General features: G+C 44.6%; 16 protein-coding genes. 5 read left to right on the top strand and 11 right to left on the bottom strand.

Translation table 11 applies throughout. The features are described from left to right. Window positions 1-2: 2 nt before the first annotated feature. The 10 genes from NSS65_RS09490 to NSS65_RS09535 form a co-directional block, all read right to left on the bottom strand. Window positions 3-1937 (bottom strand): AMP-binding protein, encoded by a 1935-nt coding sequence (locus NSS65_RS09490; protein ID WP_326135144.1) that lies wholly within the window; start codon window positions 1935-1937, stop codon window positions 3-5. A gap of 13 nt (window positions 1938-1950) precedes the next feature. Continuing rightward, window positions 1951-3474 carry an acyl-CoA carboxylase subunit beta gene (locus NSS65_RS09495; protein ID WP_326135145.1) on the bottom strand — a complete coding sequence of 508 codons (1524 nt, stop codon included), beginning with the start codon at window positions 3472-3474 and terminating at the stop codon, window positions 1951-1953. An 18-nt stretch (window positions 3475-3492) separates the two neighbouring features. Beyond that, a complete protein-coding gene (locus NSS65_RS09500) occupies window positions 3493-4275 on the bottom strand; it encodes an enoyl-CoA hydratase (protein WP_034284021.1) in 783 nt (260 codons plus the stop codon). A 12-nt stretch (window positions 4276-4287) separates the two neighbouring features. Then, entirely contained in the window at window positions 4288-5196 is a 909-nt protein-coding gene (locus NSS65_RS09505) for a hydroxymethylglutaryl-CoA lyase (RefSeq protein ID WP_024427768.1), read from the bottom strand. Between the two features lie 11 nt (window positions 5197-5207). Further along, complete coding sequence (locus NSS65_RS09510) at window positions 5208-5423, bottom strand: acetyl-CoA carboxylase biotin carboxyl carrier protein subunit (protein ID WP_034284022.1); 216 nt, start codon at window positions 5421-5423, stop codon at window positions 5208-5210. Further along, the gene (locus tag NSS65_RS09515) at window positions 5420-6769 is read right to left on the bottom strand and encodes an acetyl-CoA carboxylase biotin carboxylase subunit (protein ID WP_326135146.1); all 1350 of its coding nucleotides are present in this window, start codon (window positions 6767-6769) and stop codon (window positions 5420-5422) included. The genes NSS65_RS09510 and NSS65_RS09515 overlap by 4 nt, the downstream gene beginning before the upstream one ends. A gap of 8 nt (window positions 6770-6777) precedes the next feature. Further along, window positions 6778-8415, bottom strand: a complete 1638-nt coding sequence (locus tag NSS65_RS09520; RefSeq protein ID WP_326135147.1) for an AMP-binding protein — start codon at window positions 8413-8415, stop codon at window positions 6778-6780. A gap of 42 nt (window positions 8416-8457) precedes the next feature. After that, window positions 8458-9600, bottom strand: a complete 1143-nt coding sequence (locus NSS65_RS09525; protein ID WP_214755176.1) for an acyl-CoA dehydrogenase family protein — start codon at window positions 9598-9600, stop codon at window positions 8458-8460. A gap of 144 nt (window positions 9601-9744) precedes the next feature. Next, window positions 9745-11286 (bottom strand): family 10 glycosylhydrolase, encoded by a 1542-nt coding sequence (locus tag NSS65_RS09530; RefSeq protein WP_326135149.1) that lies wholly within the window; start codon window positions 11284-11286, stop codon window positions 9745-9747. A 24-nt stretch (window positions 11287-11310) separates the two neighbouring features. Next, window positions 11311-12117 (bottom strand): tyrosine-protein phosphatase, encoded by an 807-nt coding sequence (locus tag NSS65_RS09535; protein ID WP_326135150.1) that lies wholly within the window; start codon window positions 12115-12117, stop codon window positions 11311-11313. Window positions 12118-12266: 149 nt separating this feature from the next. Here NSS65_RS09535 and NSS65_RS09540 point away from each other — a divergent pair, with 149 nt between their 5' ends. Beyond that, window positions 12267-13031 (top strand): DeoR/GlpR family DNA-binding transcription regulator, encoded by a 765-nt coding sequence (locus NSS65_RS09540; protein WP_070325915.1) that lies wholly within the window; start codon window positions 12267-12269, stop codon window positions 13029-13031. A gap of 17 nt (window positions 13032-13048) precedes the next feature. Here NSS65_RS09540 and NSS65_RS09545 read toward each other — a convergent pair whose 3' ends face one another. Then, window positions 13049-13627 carry a branched-chain amino acid aminotransferase gene (locus tag NSS65_RS09545; RefSeq protein WP_326135151.1) on the bottom strand — a complete coding sequence of 193 codons (579 nt, stop codon included), beginning with the start codon at window positions 13625-13627 and terminating at the stop codon, window positions 13049-13051. A gap of 125 nt (window positions 13628-13752) precedes the next feature. Between NSS65_RS09545 and NSS65_RS09550 the strand changes: the two genes are divergently transcribed. From NSS65_RS09550 to NSS65_RS09565, 4 genes are all read left to right on the top strand, one after another. Then, complete coding sequence (locus NSS65_RS09550) at window positions 13753-14886, top strand: sugar diacid recognition domain-containing protein (protein ID WP_098677247.1); 1134 nt, start codon at window positions 13753-13755, stop codon at window positions 14884-14886. A gap of 78 nt (window positions 14887-14964) precedes the next feature. Next, window positions 14965-16374 carry a glycolate oxidase subunit GlcD gene (gene glcD, locus NSS65_RS09555; protein ID WP_111927479.1) on the top strand — a complete coding sequence of 470 codons (1410 nt, stop codon included), beginning with the start codon at window positions 14965-14967 and terminating at the stop codon, window positions 16372-16374. Next, window positions 16371-17711, top strand: a complete 1341-nt coding sequence (locus NSS65_RS09560) for a (Fe-S)-binding protein (RefSeq protein ID WP_326135152.1) — start codon at window positions 16371-16373, stop codon at window positions 17709-17711. The genes glcD and NSS65_RS09560 overlap by 4 nt, the downstream gene beginning before the upstream one ends. 73 nt (window positions 17712-17784) lie before the next feature. Next, the gene (locus NSS65_RS09565; protein ID WP_041117649.1) at window positions 17785-19269 is read left to right on the top strand and encodes a spore germination protein; all 1485 of its coding nucleotides are present in this window, start codon (window positions 17785-17787) and stop codon (window positions 19267-19269) included. Window positions 19270-19280 lie beyond the last annotated feature (11 nt).

A 19280-nucleotide genomic window follows, 5' to 3' on the forward strand; every position in this document is an offset into this window, starting at 1 on the left:
TTTTATGGACTTTGTTTCCTTTTCAAGTATTCGCAAATGCTGTTATACACATCAGGATTATCTAGAGACGAAAGATCTGGTGAAGGCTGCCGTTGATAAGCTCCTTTTAATAAACGACGGACGATTTTTCCGTTTCTTGTTTTCGGTAAAGCTGAAATGAGATGAATTTCCTTTGGTGTGAGCGCTTTTCCCGCATATGAACCAACATGTATTTTGAGCTCTGGAATGAGTGCTGCTTCTTCGAAAGACTGTGAACTTGCCACAATGAAACAAACTAGTGCTTCTCCCTTCACCTCATCCTTTACTCCAATCACAGCAGCCTCATGTACGGCTGGATGCCCGACAAGAATGGATTCAATTTCAGCTGGACCAATGCGTTTACCAGCTGTATTAATGACATCATCCGATCTGCCCGTGATATGAAATGCGCCATCCTCTGATTGCATCACCCAATCACCGTGCGTCCACACCCCATCAAATCGTTTAAAATAGGTGTCTTCATATCGCTTCGGATCTTTCCAAAACCCACATGTCATGCCGACCCACGGCTTTTTCACAACAAGCTCTCCTACTTCATTCAGGACGCTCTCTCCTGCCTCATTATACACATCTGCCGCCATTCCTAAGATTGCCGCATTAAAAAGGATCGGTTTGATTGGGCGAAGCAGCGTACTTCCTACAATTCCGCCAGAAACCTCTGTTCCCCCTGAGTAATTTAAGATCGGAATGTGCTTTTGACCAATGGTGTCAAAAAGCCATTGCCATGGTGCTTCATTCCACGGTTCACCTGTAGAAATGATGGCTTTGACATGCGGCAGCTCAATGTCTGAAAGGTTTTGCTGCATCGCAGATCGAACAAAAGTAGGTGAAAGTCCAAAATGGGTGACTTTTTGCTCGTGGATGAATGACCAAAGGTGCTGTTCATCTGGATAATCGGGTGCGCCGTCATATAAAACAATTGCAGCTCCATTGATCAAGCCGCCAAAGACGAGAAATGGCCCCATCATCCACCCCATGTCTGTGAGCCAGAACAAGCGGTCTCCTTTTGAAACGTCCATACAAAGACCGGCATCAAAAGCTGCTTTTACAGGAAAGCCTGCGTGTGTATGGACAGCTCCTTTGGGTGTACCGGTTGTTCCAGAAGTGTATAAGATCATAAGAGGATCTTCATTTGAAAGATAAGTCGTTTCACTCATTGGTTCTTCTTTTAACAAATCGTTTAGCTGAATATCCTCTTTATATCCAGTAGGAGAGGAAGCATGTACAATGACTGTTTGGACAGTCTTGGTTTTGTCGATTGCTTCTGCCGCACATTCACGCATGTTGATCGTCTTTCCCCGGCGCGTCACGCTCGAGCCTGTGACGACAATGGTTGCACCTGATGCACGAATACGTACGGCAAGAGGTTCACTTCCATAGCCAGAAAAAACCGGGCTAAAGATGACACCAATCTTTGCAAAGGCAAGCATGACGGCAGCTGTTTCCGGAAGCATCGGCATATAAATGACCGCCACATCCCCTTTTTGTATTCCCTTCTTCAAAAAACCAGCAGCGAGACGATTGACATTTTCCTGAAGTTCGAGGAACGTCCATCTTCTCTCTTCGCCCGCTTCATTTCTCCAAATCACGGCTGGTTGATGCTGGGTTTCTTCATTCTCTGCCCATTTGTCAACAGCCGTTTCGACCACGTTGAGCCCGCCGCCTTTATACCAATTGGGCCACATGAATGAATCTTGGCCTAATGCGGCTTCATACGGCTCCTTCCACACGATTCCGACCGCCTTTTCGGCTTCTCTCCAAAACCAATCGGTGCGCTCGATACTAGCTTGATAGAACGCATCATAAGTAGAAAAACCAAGTGAATGCATCCATTTGTAAAGGCGTGTTTGTTTCATCATCTGCTCTTCGGGTATCCACGCTGGTTTTAGGTTCATCATGAGGCCGCCCCCTTTAGACCGGATAAACCGGGTGTTTTCGTCTTGTAAATGTCATTTCTTTAGAGGTATAGGCTTGTAATCTATGACAAAGCTCATCTCGCAAATGGTCAAATGGGATGACACCATCGACAATCATTTCAGAGGCAAGCTCATATATATTCATATCTTCCTGGTATTCCTTGCGTTTCTCTTGAATAAATGCTGCTCTTTCCTCAGCAGGCAGTTCGGCAATTTTATTCGCATAGACAGCATTTACAGCGGCTTCTGGCCCCATGACAGCAATTTGCGCAGATGGAAGAGCGAGACAGCAGTCCGGTTCAAAGGCTGGACCTGCCATTGCATATAAACCTGCACCGTATGCTTTACGAACAATGACGGATATTTTCGGAACTGTTGCCTCCGACATGGCGGAAATCATTTTCGCCCCGTGCCTGATAATGCCTGCTTGTTCCACTTTTGTTCCGATCATAAACCCCGGTATATCGGCAAGGAAAAGGAGTGGAATATGAAAGGCGTCACATAGCTGAATAAACTTGGCGGCTTTGTCGGCTGAATCGTGGAATAAAACGCCGCCTTTTACCCTCGGCTGGTTGGCAATAAGACCGACAGGCTGACCATTCATACGGCTAAATCCTGTAATCAGCTCTGCGGCAAACAACTTTTTGATTTCAAAAAATGATCCTTCATCAATGAGTAAATCAATGAGCTGATACATATCAAAAGGGGTATTCTGCCCTTTAGGGATAAGGTCCTGGAGGGTGATCTCTGATGGTTTAGGTGCGATTGCGGCTGCCCGTTTTGGTTTTTCTGTATAGTTGGCAGGCATGTAAGTTAAATAAGTGCGGGCGGTTTGAATGGCTTCTTCCTCTGTTTTTGCTAAAATATCGCCGCATCCAGAAATGCTGCAATGCATTTTTGCCCCGCCCATTTCTTCAAGTGATACTTTCTCTCCAATCACCATTTCGGCCATTCGCGGTGAGCCTAAGTACATTGAGGCATTCCCTTCGACCATGACGACGATGTCACAAAAAGCAGGAATGTAAGCACCTCCGGCTGCCGAAGGACCAAATAGTAAACAAATTTGCGGAATACGTCCAGACAGCTTCACCTGGTTATAAAAAATGCGGCCTGCGCCTCTTCTGCCTGGAAACATGGCGATTTGATCGGTGATTCTAGCACCGGCAGAGTCGACTAAATACAGCATCGGGCAGTTGAGCTTTTCGGCTGTTTCCTGGATTCTAATGATTTTTTCTACCGTTTTGACGCCCCATGATCCTGCTTTGACGGTAGAATCATTTGCCATGACGCAAACAGTCTGCCCATTCATCCGCCCCGTCCCTGTGACAACACCATCTGCTGGTAAATGTTCATTTTGACACTCGGCAAACATGGCATCCTCAATGAAAGAATCTCCATCTAATAACAATTGGAGGCGGTCACGGACGAACAATTTTCCTTTTTCTTTGTTTTTTTGATGGTATCGCTCAGCCCCGCCTTTTACAATCCGTTGTTTTTTCAGTTCATATTCTTCGATCATACCCATTCCCCTTTCTTGCTACCTGCCTCTGTATTGAGGCGTGCGTTTTTCTTGGAAAGCTTGAAGACCTTCCGTTCGATCTTCTGTATCAATGAGCCGTAGATAGGCTTCGTACTCCTTCGTCAAACCTGTATGCAAATCGTGATCAAGGCTTGATTGAATCGCTTGTTTCGCTTCTTTTAAGGCAAGCGGGCCATTTTTGATGATTTGTTTTGCAAGAGAGATGGCATCGTTCATGAGGGAATCTGCTAAAGAGATATGCTCAATCAGCCCGATTTGAATGGCTTCTTCTGCTTGTAATGATGTGCCTGTGAAAATAAGTTCTTTTGCTTTACCGAGTCCAATGAGGCGCGGAAGCCGCTGCGTCCCTCCGGCTCCTGGTATGATAGCTAGTCCTGTTTCTGGCAGGCCGAGTCTTGCTCCGGCTCGTGCGATGCGGAGATCACAAGCGAGCGCGAGCTCAAGTCCTCCGCCAAGTGCGTGTCCGTTCATCACTGCAATGACAGGTACAGGAATGGATTCAATCTCGATAAACGTTTGCTGAATCGAAAGAACAGCTCCTTTCGCTTCTGCTTCTGTCATCAATCGTCGTTCTTTTAAATCTGCTCCAGCGCAAAAGACTTTTGAACCGGCTCCTGTAATGAGCAGACAGCGAATGCTTTCATCGTGTTTGATTTCTTGAATGATTTGATTGATCTCCTCCAGCATTAGAGCAGATAGGGAATTCGCTTGTTCTGGCCTGTTTAAGGTCATGATGCCGATCTGTTCATCTTGTATCGAAAAATGGACCAATGATGTCATGTTATTCATCCTTTATGAAGTAGTCTGAGAGTGAAAAGCGCGTAAACAGTGACTAGGCAGGGTTCGATCTACTTTTGCTTCAATCCATTCTGCCGCTTTAATTAATGCAGGAAGGTGAATATTTGTCTCAATTCCTAGTTTTTGAAGCATATGCACCACATCTTCTGTCGCCACATTTCCGCTGGAACCAGGTGCATAGGGACATCCGCCAAGCCCGCCGCTGGAGGAGTCAAATATGGTAATCCCTGCTTTTAATGCCGTATAAATATTGGCAAGAGCCATCCCCTTCGTATCATGAAAATGAAGAGCGATTTTATCAGCAGGAAAACGTTCAAGTAAAATGTCTAAGCGCCTTTCTACTTGAAGCGGATGGGCTTCACCGATGGTGTCACCGAGAGATATTTCATCAATGCCATAAGAAAGCAAAATATCCGTTAACCGCAGGACTTGATCCATTGGCACTTGTTTTTCATACGGGCAGCCAAACACAGTGGAAATATACGCGCGCGTGTTTTTTCCTGCTGCTTTTAAATCAGCTGTCATTTGTTTGATGACAGGAAGTGTTTCATGGATGGATTGATTCATATTTTTCTTGTTATGTGTTTCACTCGAAGAGATAAACATAGCGCCTGTGTCAAGATTGGCTTCAAAAAAATGAGCTAAGCCTTTTTCATTGGGAATGAGTGCTGCATAGGTGATGTCGTCTTTTTTGTTAAAGGATTGAGTGAGTTCTTTGGCATCTTTTAAGGCTGGAACCCATTTAGGATGAACAAATGATGTGACTTCAATATAAGGGAGCTGGGCTGCTGCGAGCAGGTCAATCCACGTTCGCTTCTCGCCTGTGTCCAGCCAGACTGATTCATTTTGCAGTCCGTCCCGCGGGCCGACCTCCCTGATAAGCACACTCTTTGGTAATGCCATCTGGCTCCCTCCTATTCTGTCAGTTCTAGAAGAACCTCTCCTTCATCGACAAACTCTCCCTCTGCCTTATGCACTTTGCTGATGGTTCCGGTCTCTTCAGCAACGATCGGAATCTCCATTTTCATTGATTCTAAGATGGCAACCTCCTGTCCTTTTTGCACTTCATCGCCTTGTTTCACAAGAAGCTTCCATAAGTTTCCGGCCATTTGAATCGTGACAGTTTTCATGAACGGTTTCCCTCCCTTTTTTTCATGAGAAAATCGGTTGTGATGCTGCCTTGTAAGAAAGCAGAAGATCCGGCCATTTCCCTTAAAAGCGGTAAGTTGGTTTTGATGCCTTCTATTTCATATGCTTGTAGTGCCTCTTTTAATCGTTCTATTGCAAGTTTTCGCGTATCACCGTAAACGATCATTTTCGCAATCATAGGATCGTAAAAAGGGGTAATGAGGCTTCCATTTGTCACACTTGACTCATGACGGATATACGGAGCTTCAGGTGTGGAGAGCCGAGTGATTGTTCCTGGTGATGGATAAAAGGTGACGGGATCTTCCGCATAAATTCTAACCTCGATGGCATGACCGATTTGATGAATATCCTCCTGATTAAAGGAAAGCGGCTCACGTGCAGCGATTTTCAGCTGCTCCTCAACAAGGTCAATGCCTGTAATTTCTTCTGTGACAGGATGCTCTACTTGTAATCTCGTGTTCATTTCTAGGAAATAAAATTGTTGATGCTGATCGACTAAACATTCAATCGTTCCTGCATTTTCATATCCAATTGCTTTGGCTGCTTTGACGGCCATCTCCCCCATTTGATGTCTCACCGATTCATCGAGACAGGCGGCTGGTGCTTCTTCAATGATTTTTTGATGTCTTCGCTGGAGTGAACAGTCGCGCTCAAATAAGTGGACCCCATGGCCGAAGGAATCAAAAAGGACCTGAATTTCAATGTGACGCGCGTTTTCAATGACCTTTTCCATATACAGCGTCCCATCGTTGAAAAAGCTTTGCGCTCTTTTTTGATTCCCTTCAAAAGCCCTGTACAGCTCCTCGTCATTTTGCACGAGCTGCATGCCAATTCCTCCGCCCCCGCTTGATGCCTTGAGCATGATCGGATAACCGAGTGACTGCGCTTGACTGACCCCTTCTTCGGCATCATGCAGCGGAGCTGAAACGCCTGGTACAATGGGGATACCTGCTTGAGCCATCGTTTTTCTTGCTTCAATTTTATTCCCCATTCGCTGAATGACTTGTGCGGATGGGCCAATAAAGGCGATTCCTTCGCTGCGGCAGCGTTCTGCAAAGGCCGCATTTTCTGATAAGAGGCCATATCCTGGGTGGATGGCATCTGTATTTGTCTGCTTGGCTGCCCTAATGATTGCTTCCATGTTTAAATAGCTTTCAGATACTTTTGCGCCTCCAATCGGATAGGCGCTGTCTGCTTCTTGCACATGAAGTGCATGTTGATCTGCTTCTGAATAAACGGCGACGGTGTAGATCCCGAGCCTTTTACACGTTCGAATAATTCGCCGGGCAATTTCGCCTCGATTTGCAATCAGTACTTTTTGAAACATTGCTGCCTTCACTCCTTTATTAGATCAAGCGCCTGCTTTTTCAGACGAAATTTTTGAATCTTCCCTGATGCAGTCATTGGATACTCGTCAGTGATGAAAAAATATTTAGGAATTTTGTAGCGTGCCATTTGCGACTGACAATAGCTGGTGAGTGTCTCAATCGTCACCGCCCTGCCTTGCTTGAGCCGAATGAATGCGGCGGCTTCTTCTCCATACGTCTCGTCAGGTATACCAACGACCTGTGCATCAAGAATATCCGGATGAGTATAAAGAACATCCTCAATCTCTTTTGGGTAAACATTCTCCCCGCCTCTAATGATCATATCTTTCAGCCGTCCTGTGATTTTCACATAGCCGTCCTCATCCATCTCTGCTAAATCACCCGTATGAAGCCAGCCGTCCTGATCAATCACTTCATCTGTGGCTTCTTCATTTTTATAGTAGCCTTTCATCACATGATAACCTCTTGTACACAGCTCGCCTTGTTCTCCTCTTGGTACTTCCTCCGGTGTGCCTGGAACGGTGATTTTCACTTCGATGTGAGGAAGCGCCCGGCCGACCGTTTGAACCCGTCTTTCAAATGAATCATCCGTTCTTGTTTGGGTAATGACAGGAGAGCTTTCGGTCTGTCCGTAGGCAATCGTGAGCTCCTTCAGTCCCATTTGTTCAATGACGGCTTTCATCACATGGGATGGGCAAAGAGATCCTGCCATAATGCCCGTTCGTAATGTGGACAGATCGTATTGGTGAAAATTCGGATGGTCGAGCTCTGCAATGAACATTGTCGGGACGCCGTGAAGGACGGTGCACTTCTCTTTTTCTACGGTTTGAAGAACTCGCTCTGGGTGGAAGGATTCAATTGGAATGATCGTTCCTCCTTTTGTGAGACAAGCAAGCACGCCAAGAACGGATCCAAAGCAATGAAAGAAAGGAACAGGGATACACATTCGATCCTTTTGGGTAAGCTTCATACAATCTGCGATTTGGCTGGCATTGCAGACAATGTTTGTATGGCTGAGCATGACTCCTTTTGGATAGCCGGTTGTGCCTGAAGTATATTGCATATTAATGACATCATCAGGTGCAAGTTCATCCATTCGTTTCTCCCACTCATGATCCTCTGTTCTTTTAGCAGCTGCGTGAATACTGTTCCAGCTGCGCATGCCCTTTGGCGTGTGCTCACCTATATAGACGACACTTTTTAAATAAGGAAAAGATGAGGATGTGATCTCTCCTTGATGAGCGTTTTGAAGCTCCGGTATAAGTTCTTCAAGCATTCTGACATAGGATGTCTCTTTAAACCCGTCTACGATAAACAGCATGCTGCTATCAGAGTGCTTGAGTAAATAAGCGAGTTCTTGTGATTGAAAGTTTGTATTCACGGTGACGAGAACGGCTCCAATCGACGCGCAGGCGAATTGCAGCATGAGCCATTCGGGTACATTGGGCGCCATGATGGCGATATGATCGCCTTTTTGAACACCTAATGCCATAAGACCTTTCCCGGTTTCCTTGACTTCTCGATAAAACGCTTCATATGAAAAACGTAAGGAACGTTCTGGATACACAATGGCTTCATGTGCTGGATGCTGCTCCATTTTCCCTTTTAATAAGGAACCGATCGTTTGTGGATGAATCGACATCATGGCTTTCCTCCTCCATTGATGGTAAGCGTTTTCATTATCGGATTACGCTAACAGTTGTCTTGCGATGACTAGACGCTGAATTTCAGAGGTCCCTTCTCCAATTTCCATTAGCTTCGCATCTCTCACAAGCCGTTCTACACCACATTCTTTCATGTAGCCTGTTCCCCCGTGAATTTGAACAGCATCAAGACTTGCTTTTGTCGCCATTTCAGAAGCGAAAAGTTTGGCATAGGCAGCTTCTTTTGTAAACGGCTTGCCGTGATCTTTCAGCCAAGCGGCTTTCCATACCATTTGTCTGGCGAGCTCTATTTGCATCGCCATATCTGCCAGCTTAAACTGAATCGCTTGGAAGGAAGAAAGGGTCTGCCCAAATTGCTTTCTTTCTTTTGCATGCGAGAGCGAAGCATCTAGTGCAGCTTGTGCGATACCAACTGATAATGCAGCAATTGAAATGCGTCCCCCGTCTAATGTATATAAAAATTGCTTAAAGCCTTTCGCTGGGTCTCCTAAAATATTCTGGGCGGGTACACGTACACCGTCTAAAATGATTTCTGCTGTATCTGAACCGCGCACGCCCATTTTGTCATATGGATTTGTAATGGTCAGCCCTTTTTGCCCTTTCTCCACAATGAAGGCGGAGATGATTGGGCGGCCGTTTTCATCATAATCCGAGACTGCAGTGACGATAATGGTTCTGGCAAAATTGGCGTTTGTGATCCAGCACTTCTCCCCGCTAATGACATATTCTTGTCCGTCTTTGACCGCTTTTGTTTTTGTCCCTTTTGCATCTGATCCTGCGTTTGGTTCTGTTAATCCAAAGGAGCCGAGTGCTGTTCCAGAAGCCAGCGGGACAAGGTGGTCCATCTTTTGCTCCTCTGTACCGAAGTAATAAAGCGGGCTTGCGCCTAAGGAGACGGCTGCAGCATAGCTAAGACCTGTACTACCGCACTGTTTTCCGATTTCTTCTACAGCCAGTGCATACGATATCGTATCTCCTCCTGAGCCGCCGTATTTCTCTGGAAAGGGGATGCCCATAAAGCCGAGCTCCCCCATTTTTTGAAACGTTTTGGCTGGGAATACGGCCTGTTCATCAATGGTTTGAGCGAGTGGTGCAATTTCTGCTTTGGCGAAATCCTTGACCATCTGGCGGATCATTTGTTGTTCTTTCGTTAATTCAAAATCCATCTTGCTTCCCCCTTTGGCTCTTTTCTATCATATTTATTAATCAAGCAGCTGCTTCATGCCAAGCTTGTTTGAATTCAGAAAATTAAAACAAGAATAATAGAAAAAAAGCATGAATGAAGAAAAATCCTCATTCATGCTTTTTCGTTATTTCACTATTTTTGTAGAAGGCTTGCTTTCGTGATGAAGACGATTAAGAGCCGTAATCTTGTAAGTATCCATTTTCTTTTGATTGACTGGGAGGTCTTTAATCGTTGTTATGGCGCCTTTTTCTTTTCTAAATGTTTGCAGTAATTCATATGTTCCTTTATTTGTTAATCGATAGACTGCATAATAGGATACGGTAGAATGCGGATCATTTTTGATTTGTAAAGCCGCACCATCCGATGTCTTTTTCACAGATTGAATGATTGGTTTTTTAGGTGCTTTCTGATAAAGCCAAGGCATTTCTGGAATGAGAGCTGGTTTGCGGTATGACTCTTCTATCAATCGATTCTTTACATTCAAAGGGTTGCGATTGAGATCCTTCAGGCTGAAATGCATGCTTCCCTGCACGAGCTGTGACTGCCTGTTCAGCTCAATCTGCCTAAAATATTCTTCCGGGTCAGACCAAGCAGGATCACTGTTTTGATTAATTTTATACGCCGCCTGACCAATGTACAGGTGAACCGGCTCCCCTTTCACCTCATTTGACCACCATTTCGTCAGCACATCATAAGCGGCAGCTTGAAAGCCGATGCTCCAGTAAATTTGCGGAGTGACATAATCAATATCGTGCTGCTGAATCCACTCTCTTGTATCAGCATACAAATCATCGTAGTTGGTCATTCCTGCTGTGGTGTTTGAACCAGTCGGGTCATCTTTTATGTTGCGCCATACACCGAATGGACTAATACCAAATTTCACATAAGGTTTTTCTTTCTTAATGGTGTCATTGATTTGCTTCACCAGCTGGTTCACATTATCTCTTCGCCAATCTTCTATATGTGTAAATGCTTTTTTTCCATATGTTTCATACGTTTCTTGATCTGGAAACGGGACACCAGCTATTTTATTAGGGTAAAAATAATCATCCATATGCACCGCATCAATATCGTAGTTTTTCACAACTTCTTCTATGCCGCCTACAATGAAGTCCTGAGCCTCAGGAATGCCTGGGTTGTAATAAAGCTGATTACCATATGCAATCGTCCAATCAGGATGCTCTCTTGCAGGGTGATCGGCTGACAAACGGCTGAGATCAGTATGATTCATTGTGATTCGATAAGGGTTAAACCAAGCGTGAAATTCAAGACCGCGTTTATGAGCTTCTTCTATCATAAACTCAAGCGGATCATACCCAGGATCTTTCCCTTGTGTTCCAGTCAAATATTCTGACCACGGCCCGTATGCTGAAGGGTAAAAGGCATCTGCTGTTGGTTTAATTTGCATAATGACGGCATTCATATTCATCGCTTTGATCTCATCTAACAAACGAATAAACTCTTGTTTCTGCTCTGCTACGGGCAGCCCCTTCTTTGAGGGCCAATCTAAGTTATAAACCGATGCAATCCATACCGCGCGCATCTCTCTTGTGCTCTCAAGCTTTCCTTTTGGCACTGGGCGAGCAGCTAGACTGCTAGAAGGAATCAATAAAAATACAAACATCAACATCAGTGTTAAAACTGTCATACTGATCTTTTTCAGCATGTTTTGCATCACCTCACCTTAAGTTTATTCCGCTTTTTGTGATGGAATGCCAGCAGATGGTGTAAGCAGAATGTTTTTCATTTCATTGAGCTGAGCTTCAGGGACTTTGCAGGCTTCAATTAAATACTGCTCTGCACTCCCGTATGTCTCCAGCATTTCGTGCAGCACATCTTCAAGATAATCTTGCTGCACACCGACAAGCGGCTGAATTTGTTCTTTTGACACCCGGTATAAACTCATCAATCGGACAAATCGTTCCTGCCTTCTGACGAGCATTTGCACGCCTTCATTGGAACGCATATATTCACTTAAAACGACAGCCAGCGGTACACCTGCTGTTAACTGAATCAGGGCAGATAAAAAACCTGTACGGTCCTTGCCACTCGTGCAGTGAAGCATCAGCGGGTAATGGCTTTGATCTGAAAGCAGTGTGAACAGCTGCCGAATCTCTTCTTTACGCTCTGTCAGCATGCTTTCATATAACTCTTTCATGATCGGTGTAAATGAGAGAGACTTCCCTTCTGTTACCAGCATACGAAACATGGTCCATTTACTCGGCATCTTACTGTCAGGCTGCATCGGAATATGGACGATTTTGTCGTGTTCCTTGATCTTTGCTGGATGTGATTTACGTTCTGAGGCTGTACGGAGGTCACAAACGGTTTGAATTCCGAGTGCTGAGAATATTCTGATGTCTTGTTTCGACAAACGGGATAAGTCTGCGGATCGATAAATCATTCCCTGTTTGATCACCATCCCATCTGTTGTTTGAAGTCCCCCTACTTCTCTAAAATTCGCAAGCTTTGAAAATGGGTTGTTTGATTGATTCATAGAAGTGAAAGTCCTTTCTAGTTTCGTTCTTTTTTCTATCATACGCTTTTATATCAAAGGAGAAAAGAGAATCAATTGACCTAATCCCAGTAAGAGAATTTATTGGTATAATGGAAAAAGGACATTCGGATTGATTGGGGATATGAAGTATGATAAAAACAAAACGGATTCAACAAATCAAAGAGTATGTATTTGACCGGGAATCTGCCTCACTTGATGAGCTTGTGGCGCATTTTGGTGTCTCAAAAAACACGATACGCCGAGATGTACAGGCATTGGTCGAATCTGGCGTGCTCAAAAAAGTGTATGGCGGAGTGGCTGTGAACCACTCAACGTTAGTGGTGTATCAGGAGCGAAAGATCCGTCAGCTCAGTAAAAAGCAATTGATCGGTCAGACGGCTGCCGCTTTTGTGGAAAACGGGGATATGATTTTTATTGATTCTGGTACGACAACGCTTGAGATGCTCCCCTATTTGACTGAGAAACAGGTGACCATTGTGACCAATAATGTGGATTTCATTACACAGGCGATGCCTTATGAAAATCTCACCATCTTTTCCACTGGCGGGATGCTTGAAAGAAAAACGAATTCTTTCGTTGGCTATCAAAGTGTTGAGCGCTTAAAAGCTTACAATGTCAATAAAGCCTTTATCGCATCAACTGGTTTATCCATTGATCACGGCGTCACGAATTCGTCTCCGCTTGAAACCGATATTAAAAAGACGCTTGTTCAAAAAAGTGCCAAAACCTTTTTATTAGTGGATGATAGCAAATTCGATCATTACGCCTTGACCACGTTTTGTGATTTGCACGAGATTGATATCGTCGTGACCAATCAGGAGCCAAATGAAGATTATCTTCAATATGGAAAAGAGCATGATGTACGGTTTGTCACACCTTCATCGAATGAATAAATGGACAAAAAAACGGCTCAGGAATTTGAGCCGTTTTTTGATTCATTGATTTCAAGCTGCATGTTCATACGGAATAAAAATCGATACACGGCCGAGATGACGTCAATGAAAGCCGTATCTTCGTGGATATCCTCAAGCTCAAGAAGCTGCAAATTCACATCAAATAAGCCATCTTGTCCATTAAATTGAAGCTGAGCACCATTTAATGGCGATAGCATGTCCTTTAGAATATTCGTGTCTTTTTTAGGACGTTTTAAACCGAATAGGACGGTATACGTTTGAAACACTTCATCCCATTCAATGGCCAAGCCATCCACTTTCACGACATCAAACCACTTGGATTCGATATAAATGAATTCTTTTTGATGTTTTTTCACATATGTAAGCGGTGTGTTTAGAAATGAGGCGTTTTCTGTTTGAATCATGTTCTCTGATTCCTTGTCTACACGCTCTATATATACATCGCCAAAACGGGCTTCTTCTTTTATTCTCGCCCCTTCTAATGTCCAATTGCGGCGCGCCGCTTCATCATATTCAAAGTCGGTCAGCGCCTGTCCTTCTTTTAGTAAGTCTTGTAAGCGATTTTGCAGTGACATGGCTATGTCTCCTTTCTTCTCCTTCATGTGTGTTTATTATTTTAGCATAACTCATGAAAAGAAAGATATGTCCTAGCATATGATGGTATGATAGTGTCAAAAGAAACATCTCGGAGGGGTACGTTTTGCTCACAATGACACTGGCAGAAAAAATCGTAGACGAGGTTAAAAAGGTGCTGACTGAGGAAATCATCATCGCACAAACAAACGGCACCATCATTGCAGCAACAGATCCAGAACGCGTTGGACAATTTCATGAAGGAGCGTATCTGACATCTTTTGAAGGACAGAAACGAATTCTCACAAAGGATGACCAGCAGCACATGAAAGGCGTCAAAGCTGGCATCAATCTGCCTATTTATTTTAAGCAAGAGGTCATCGGGGTCATTGGAATGACAGGAGATCCTGTACATGTGTCTCCTTTTGGCGAAATATTAAGAAAAATGACCGAGCTGCTTATTCATGAACATGAATTTTTTCAAGAAACTGAAACGGATGAACGTCAGCTCGAAGCGTTTGTATTCGACTGGCTTCATCTGCCAGAGACAGCGATTGATCTCACTGAAAAAGCGTCGCGGCTCCAGCTTGATATCAATAAGGAGCGCGCAGTTGTTCTGATCGATTGTCAGGATGAATCATTTATGAAGCAGAATCAATACAAAGAATTGAAGGAAACGCTGCATCTCACTAGTCAGGAGATCATCGTCCGCTGGGGGCATGCCCGTTTTTTGCTCATGCTGCAGACAACAGCAGATGATCGTAAAGCCTTGCAGCAGCGCCTGTTTCACATCCATGCCTCCCTTACGGCGCGGGGCACACAGGGAGTTTTGATTGGAGCAGGCAAACCAGCAGCTGCTCATTTGATGAAGCAATCCTTTCAACAAGCCTTTCGAGCATTAAAAATGGCACATGCTGATACACCGATTGTATTTGATGAAGATTTAACGCTTGAACTTTTTATGGAGGAAGTGAGTCAGGAAACAAAAGAAGTGTTTCTTGATCGAACAATCGCCCCTCTTCTCCCCTATCCTGAATTAGTGAAAACATTGCGGGTGCTTATGACATCAGATTGCTCATTGAAATATACAGCAGAAGCGATGCATGTCCATATCAATACACTGCATTACAGGCTAAAACGCATCCAAGATTTAACGACACTTGATCCAAAGCGTATGCAAGATGCAATGCTCTTTTATTTAGCCTTCATGTTATTAGATCATGATCCAAAAAAACGAAGCGAACAGCCCGATATTTTGTAGAATCGTCCATAGGCATGAGGCGATTCTTTTTTTATACTGAATGAAACGATACGTCTCATCAATAGGAGTTGAATGCGTATGTTACATTCTGAATTTTTAAATCAATTAAAAAAGATTGTCGGTGCTTCTTACATGCAGGACAGTAAAGCCGATCGGCTTGCCTACTCTTATGATGCAACACCAAATTTTCAGCATATGCCAGATGTCATCGTAAGCCCGCACGCGGCTGAGGAAATCCAGCAAATTGTCCGGCTCTGCTCCTCATATAACATTCCGATCGTGCCAAGAGGATCAGGAACGAACCTTTGTGCAGGCACATGTCCCACTCAAGGCGGACTTGTGATGCTGTTTACAAGAATGAACCAATTAATAGAAATAGATGAAGAAAACCTGACAGCAACGGTGCAGCCTGGTTTGATCACACAGGAACTCATTCGCCAAGTAGAGGCGAAAGGCCTCTTCTATCCACCTGATCCAAGCTCTATGAAAATCTCTACATTAGGCGGAAATATTAATGAAAATTCAGGTGGTCTCCGGGGATTAAAGTATGGAGTGACGAGAGATTATGTACTTGGACTTGAAGTCGTTCTGCCAAACGGTGACATCATCAAAACAGGCGGCAAGCTTGCAAAGGACGTGGCCGGGTATGATATGACCCGTTTGTTCGTAGGTTCAGAAGGAACGCTCGGGATTGTCACTGAAGCTACGCTGAAGCTTTTGCCGCTTCCAGAAACAAAACAAACGATGCTTTGCTTATATGAAAGTTTAGAGGAAGCCGCCGCTTCAGTGTCGGCGATTATTGCAGAGCGTATCATCCCCGCCACATTAGAATTTATGGATCAGCCGACTTTGGAAGTCGTTGAAGACTTTGCAAAAATCGGTTTGCCGACTGACGTTCAAGCGGTGCTGTTAATCGAACAAGACGGCCATCCTGAGGCGGTTGCCCGTGATATGCAGCGCATCGCAAAAGTGTGCCAGCAGCACGGTGCAAAAGAAGTGAATATCGCACATTCTGAAGAAGAGGCCAATGCCCTTTTAACAGCGAGACGATCTGCTTTATCAGCTCTCGCCCGGTTAAGCCCGACGACCATTTTAGAAGATGCCACAGTCCCCCGGTCTGAAATTGCCAGCATGGTGCGGGCGATCGAAGACATTGCGAAGGAGTACAAAGTGAAAATCTGTACATTTGGTCATGCAGGTGATGGCAATTTGCATCCTACTTGTGCAGCAGATGCAAGAAATGAAGAAGAAATGAAACGGGTGGAAGAAGCCTTTCAGGCCATTTTTGAAAAAGCAGTCTCACTTGGCGGCACCATTACAGGTGAACATGGCGTAGGTCTTATGAAAGCCCCTTACTTAGAACTAAAGGTCAAAAAAGAAGGCATTGCGGCAATGAAAGCGATCAAACAAGCGCTTGACCCGGAAAATATCATGAACCCTGATAAAGTGTTTGGAAAAGCCGCAAGAAAGCGGGTGGTGGTCTCATGAGTTCTAAACAAACAGAGATTCAGCAAACATTTCAGCAGCAGATGGACGAAAAAGAGCTGCTCAATTGCATGCGCTGCGGCTTCTGCCTTCCTTCCTGCCCGACTTATATTGAATCTGGTCAACAAGAAACACACTCTCCCCGCGGCCGAATTGCTTTAATGAAGGCGGTGAGAGACGGCGTCATTGAGCCAGATGAAGATGTCGAGCATTCGCTGAATCTTTGTCTTGGCTGCCGTGCATGTGAACCGGTCTGCCCTTCCGGCGTTAAATATGGACAGTTACTTGAAGATGCAAGAGACATCATTCAGCAGCACAAAAAACAATCCATCCCTGTCAAACTTGTAAGACGTGTAGTGTTTAAAGGTCTCTTTCCTTCACAAAGCCGAATGCGGAAAGCGGCAGGACTTCTTCGATTTTATCAAACATCTGGTCTGCAAACGGCCGCCCGCAAAACTGGCATGCTGAAGGTGCTTCCACCGCACTTACGCCTGATGGAACAGGCGCTTCCAAAGGTACCGCGTCAACAGAAAAGCCGTTTGACGGAATACAAAGCCGCCGGCCCAGCGAGAAAACGGGTCGCCTTTTTTACTGGCTGTTTAATGGACACGGTTTTTTCCAGTACAAACGAAGCAACCATCCAGCTTTTGCAGCTGGCAGGCTGTGACGTCTTCGTCCCTCCTATTCAGACGTGCTGCGGAGCGCTCCATGGCCATAGCGGTGAAAAAGAACAAGCGAAACAGTTAGCAAAGCGGAATATTGAAGCTTTTGAAGAGATAGATGCGGATGCCATTGTCATGAATGCGGGCGGTTGTGGCGCTTTTTTAAGTGATTACAATCATTTGCTTTGCGATGATCCGGATTTTCAAAAGCGAAGTGAAGCCTTCTCAAAGAAAATCACGGATATATCAGACATTTTAGTGGAGCTGGAATTTCACCGCCGCATGCCGCTTGCTTTGCCAGAGCAAGTCATCACCTACCAAGATTCCTGTCATTTGCGGAACGGAATGGGTGTACAGCATGCGCCAAGGGTGCTGATGAAGGCCATTCATGGTGTATCATTTAAAGAAATGAAGGATGCGGGCCGGTGCTGCGGCTCAGCTGGTATTTACAACATTTTGCAGCCAAAGATGTCGATGCAAATTTTAGATCATAAAATGACAGAAGCCAGCCAAACAAAGGCGGCTGCCATCGTTACATCTAATCCAGGCTGTCAGTTGCAAATGGCAGCAGGCATCAAACGCTCAGGGCACTCGCCGAGCATGCGCGCGGTCCATTTAGCTGATTTATTATTAGAAGCCGTTCTATATGGAAAAAAAGCGTCCAGCCCATCAAGCTGAACGCTTTTTTTCATGCATATCTTTAGACAATTGGTTAGATAATAGAGGCAAATCGCCGAAGGAGCTGGTTCAAATGCTGAAGAAAAACAAACAACAAAAGGACCCGAATTCAGTATTTGAAGCATTGTCACGTTCTGCTGATTTTACAAATGAGCTGTCTCGAAATGGAGATTTTCTGTATAGGACTTCCTTTTTTCGTTCATTGATTAATGGACATCTTCTACATGAACAAATTCTCCCCTCCCTCAAACAAATGCATCTGACACCCACTCTTGAAGAGCTGAAAGAACGAATTCCCATTGAGCAGGCTGTCATCACGAGCGATCTTCAAAAAGTGGAAGAAGCCCTTCACCGGGGCAGCATTGCCATTAGACTTGAGACAGACTGGGGCAAAACGCTTCTTTTGCCGATTGAAGAAAAGAAAGGCAGACAAGTAGGTCCGCCTGAGATTGAATTTGGGATTATTAGTGCACAGGAAGCATTTGTAGAGTCTTTAGATACCAATTTAAATTTAGTCAGGCGGCGGCTGCCAACGCCTAACCTGAAAGTTGAGGAAAAGACGGTTGGTACGCTGTCTCAAACAAAAGTAGCCGTGTTATATATTGAAGAAATCGCCAACCCGGAAAACATCGAAACGGTTCTTCAGCGAATTGAGGACGTTAATTATGATCAGATTTTAGATGCGAATTACCTTGCTCAAATGCTTTATGATGTGTCCAATACGATCTTTCCGTTGTTTTTGAATACAGAAAGACCCGACCGCGTGTCTTCAGGTTTATCAGAAGGAAAAATTGCCATATTAGTGGATGGTTCGCCTCATGTCTTGCTTGCCCCGACTATTTTACTTGAGTATTTTTCCACTATGGAAGACTATAATATGTCATGGATTGCGGCTTCTTGCTTTAGGCTGTTACGCATATTTGCTGTGATATTTTCCATTTTTGCGACACCTTTATATGTAGCCGTTTTAACCTTTCATTATGAGCTGATCCCAAAGGATTTATTAGAAACCATTGTGTCCTCGCGCTATCTTGTGCCATTTCCTCCGATCATTGAGGCACTATTTTTAGAGATTTCGATTGAATTACTAAGAGAGGCTGGATCCAGGCTTCCGACAAAGGTAGGACAAACACTCGGGATTGTTGGCGGGATCGTCATTGGACAGGCGGCGGTGGCAGCGGGCTTAACAAGTAATATCCTGCTGATTATTGTGGCATTGTCTGCTCTAGCTTCCTTTGTCACCCCGATCTATAAAATGGGAAATGCCATCCGGCTTTTGAGGTTCCCTTTTCTATTTGCAGCACAGGTTTGGGGAGCCTTAGGAATTTCACTGATGGGCGCTTTTCTGATCACCCATTTGATGAAATTAACCTCTATTGGGCAGCCATACCTTGAACCCATTTATCCACCTCGTCTAGCTGATTTAAAGAGCAGTTTGATTCGCCCTCAGCTTCGCTTTTTGAATAAAAGGCCGGATAATTTACGCGGACAAAATAGAACCATTCACCAGCCAAAGCCTAAGCAAGGCCGGAAGGGGAAAAATGATTTTTATGAATAAGGAAGTGAAGG

Source organism: Bacillus sp. FSL K6-1006 (genome assembly GCF_038593175.1).
In the GTDB taxonomy this organism is placed as follows: Bacteria; Bacillota; Bacilli; order Bacillales; family Bacillaceae; genus Bacillus; species Bacillus safensis.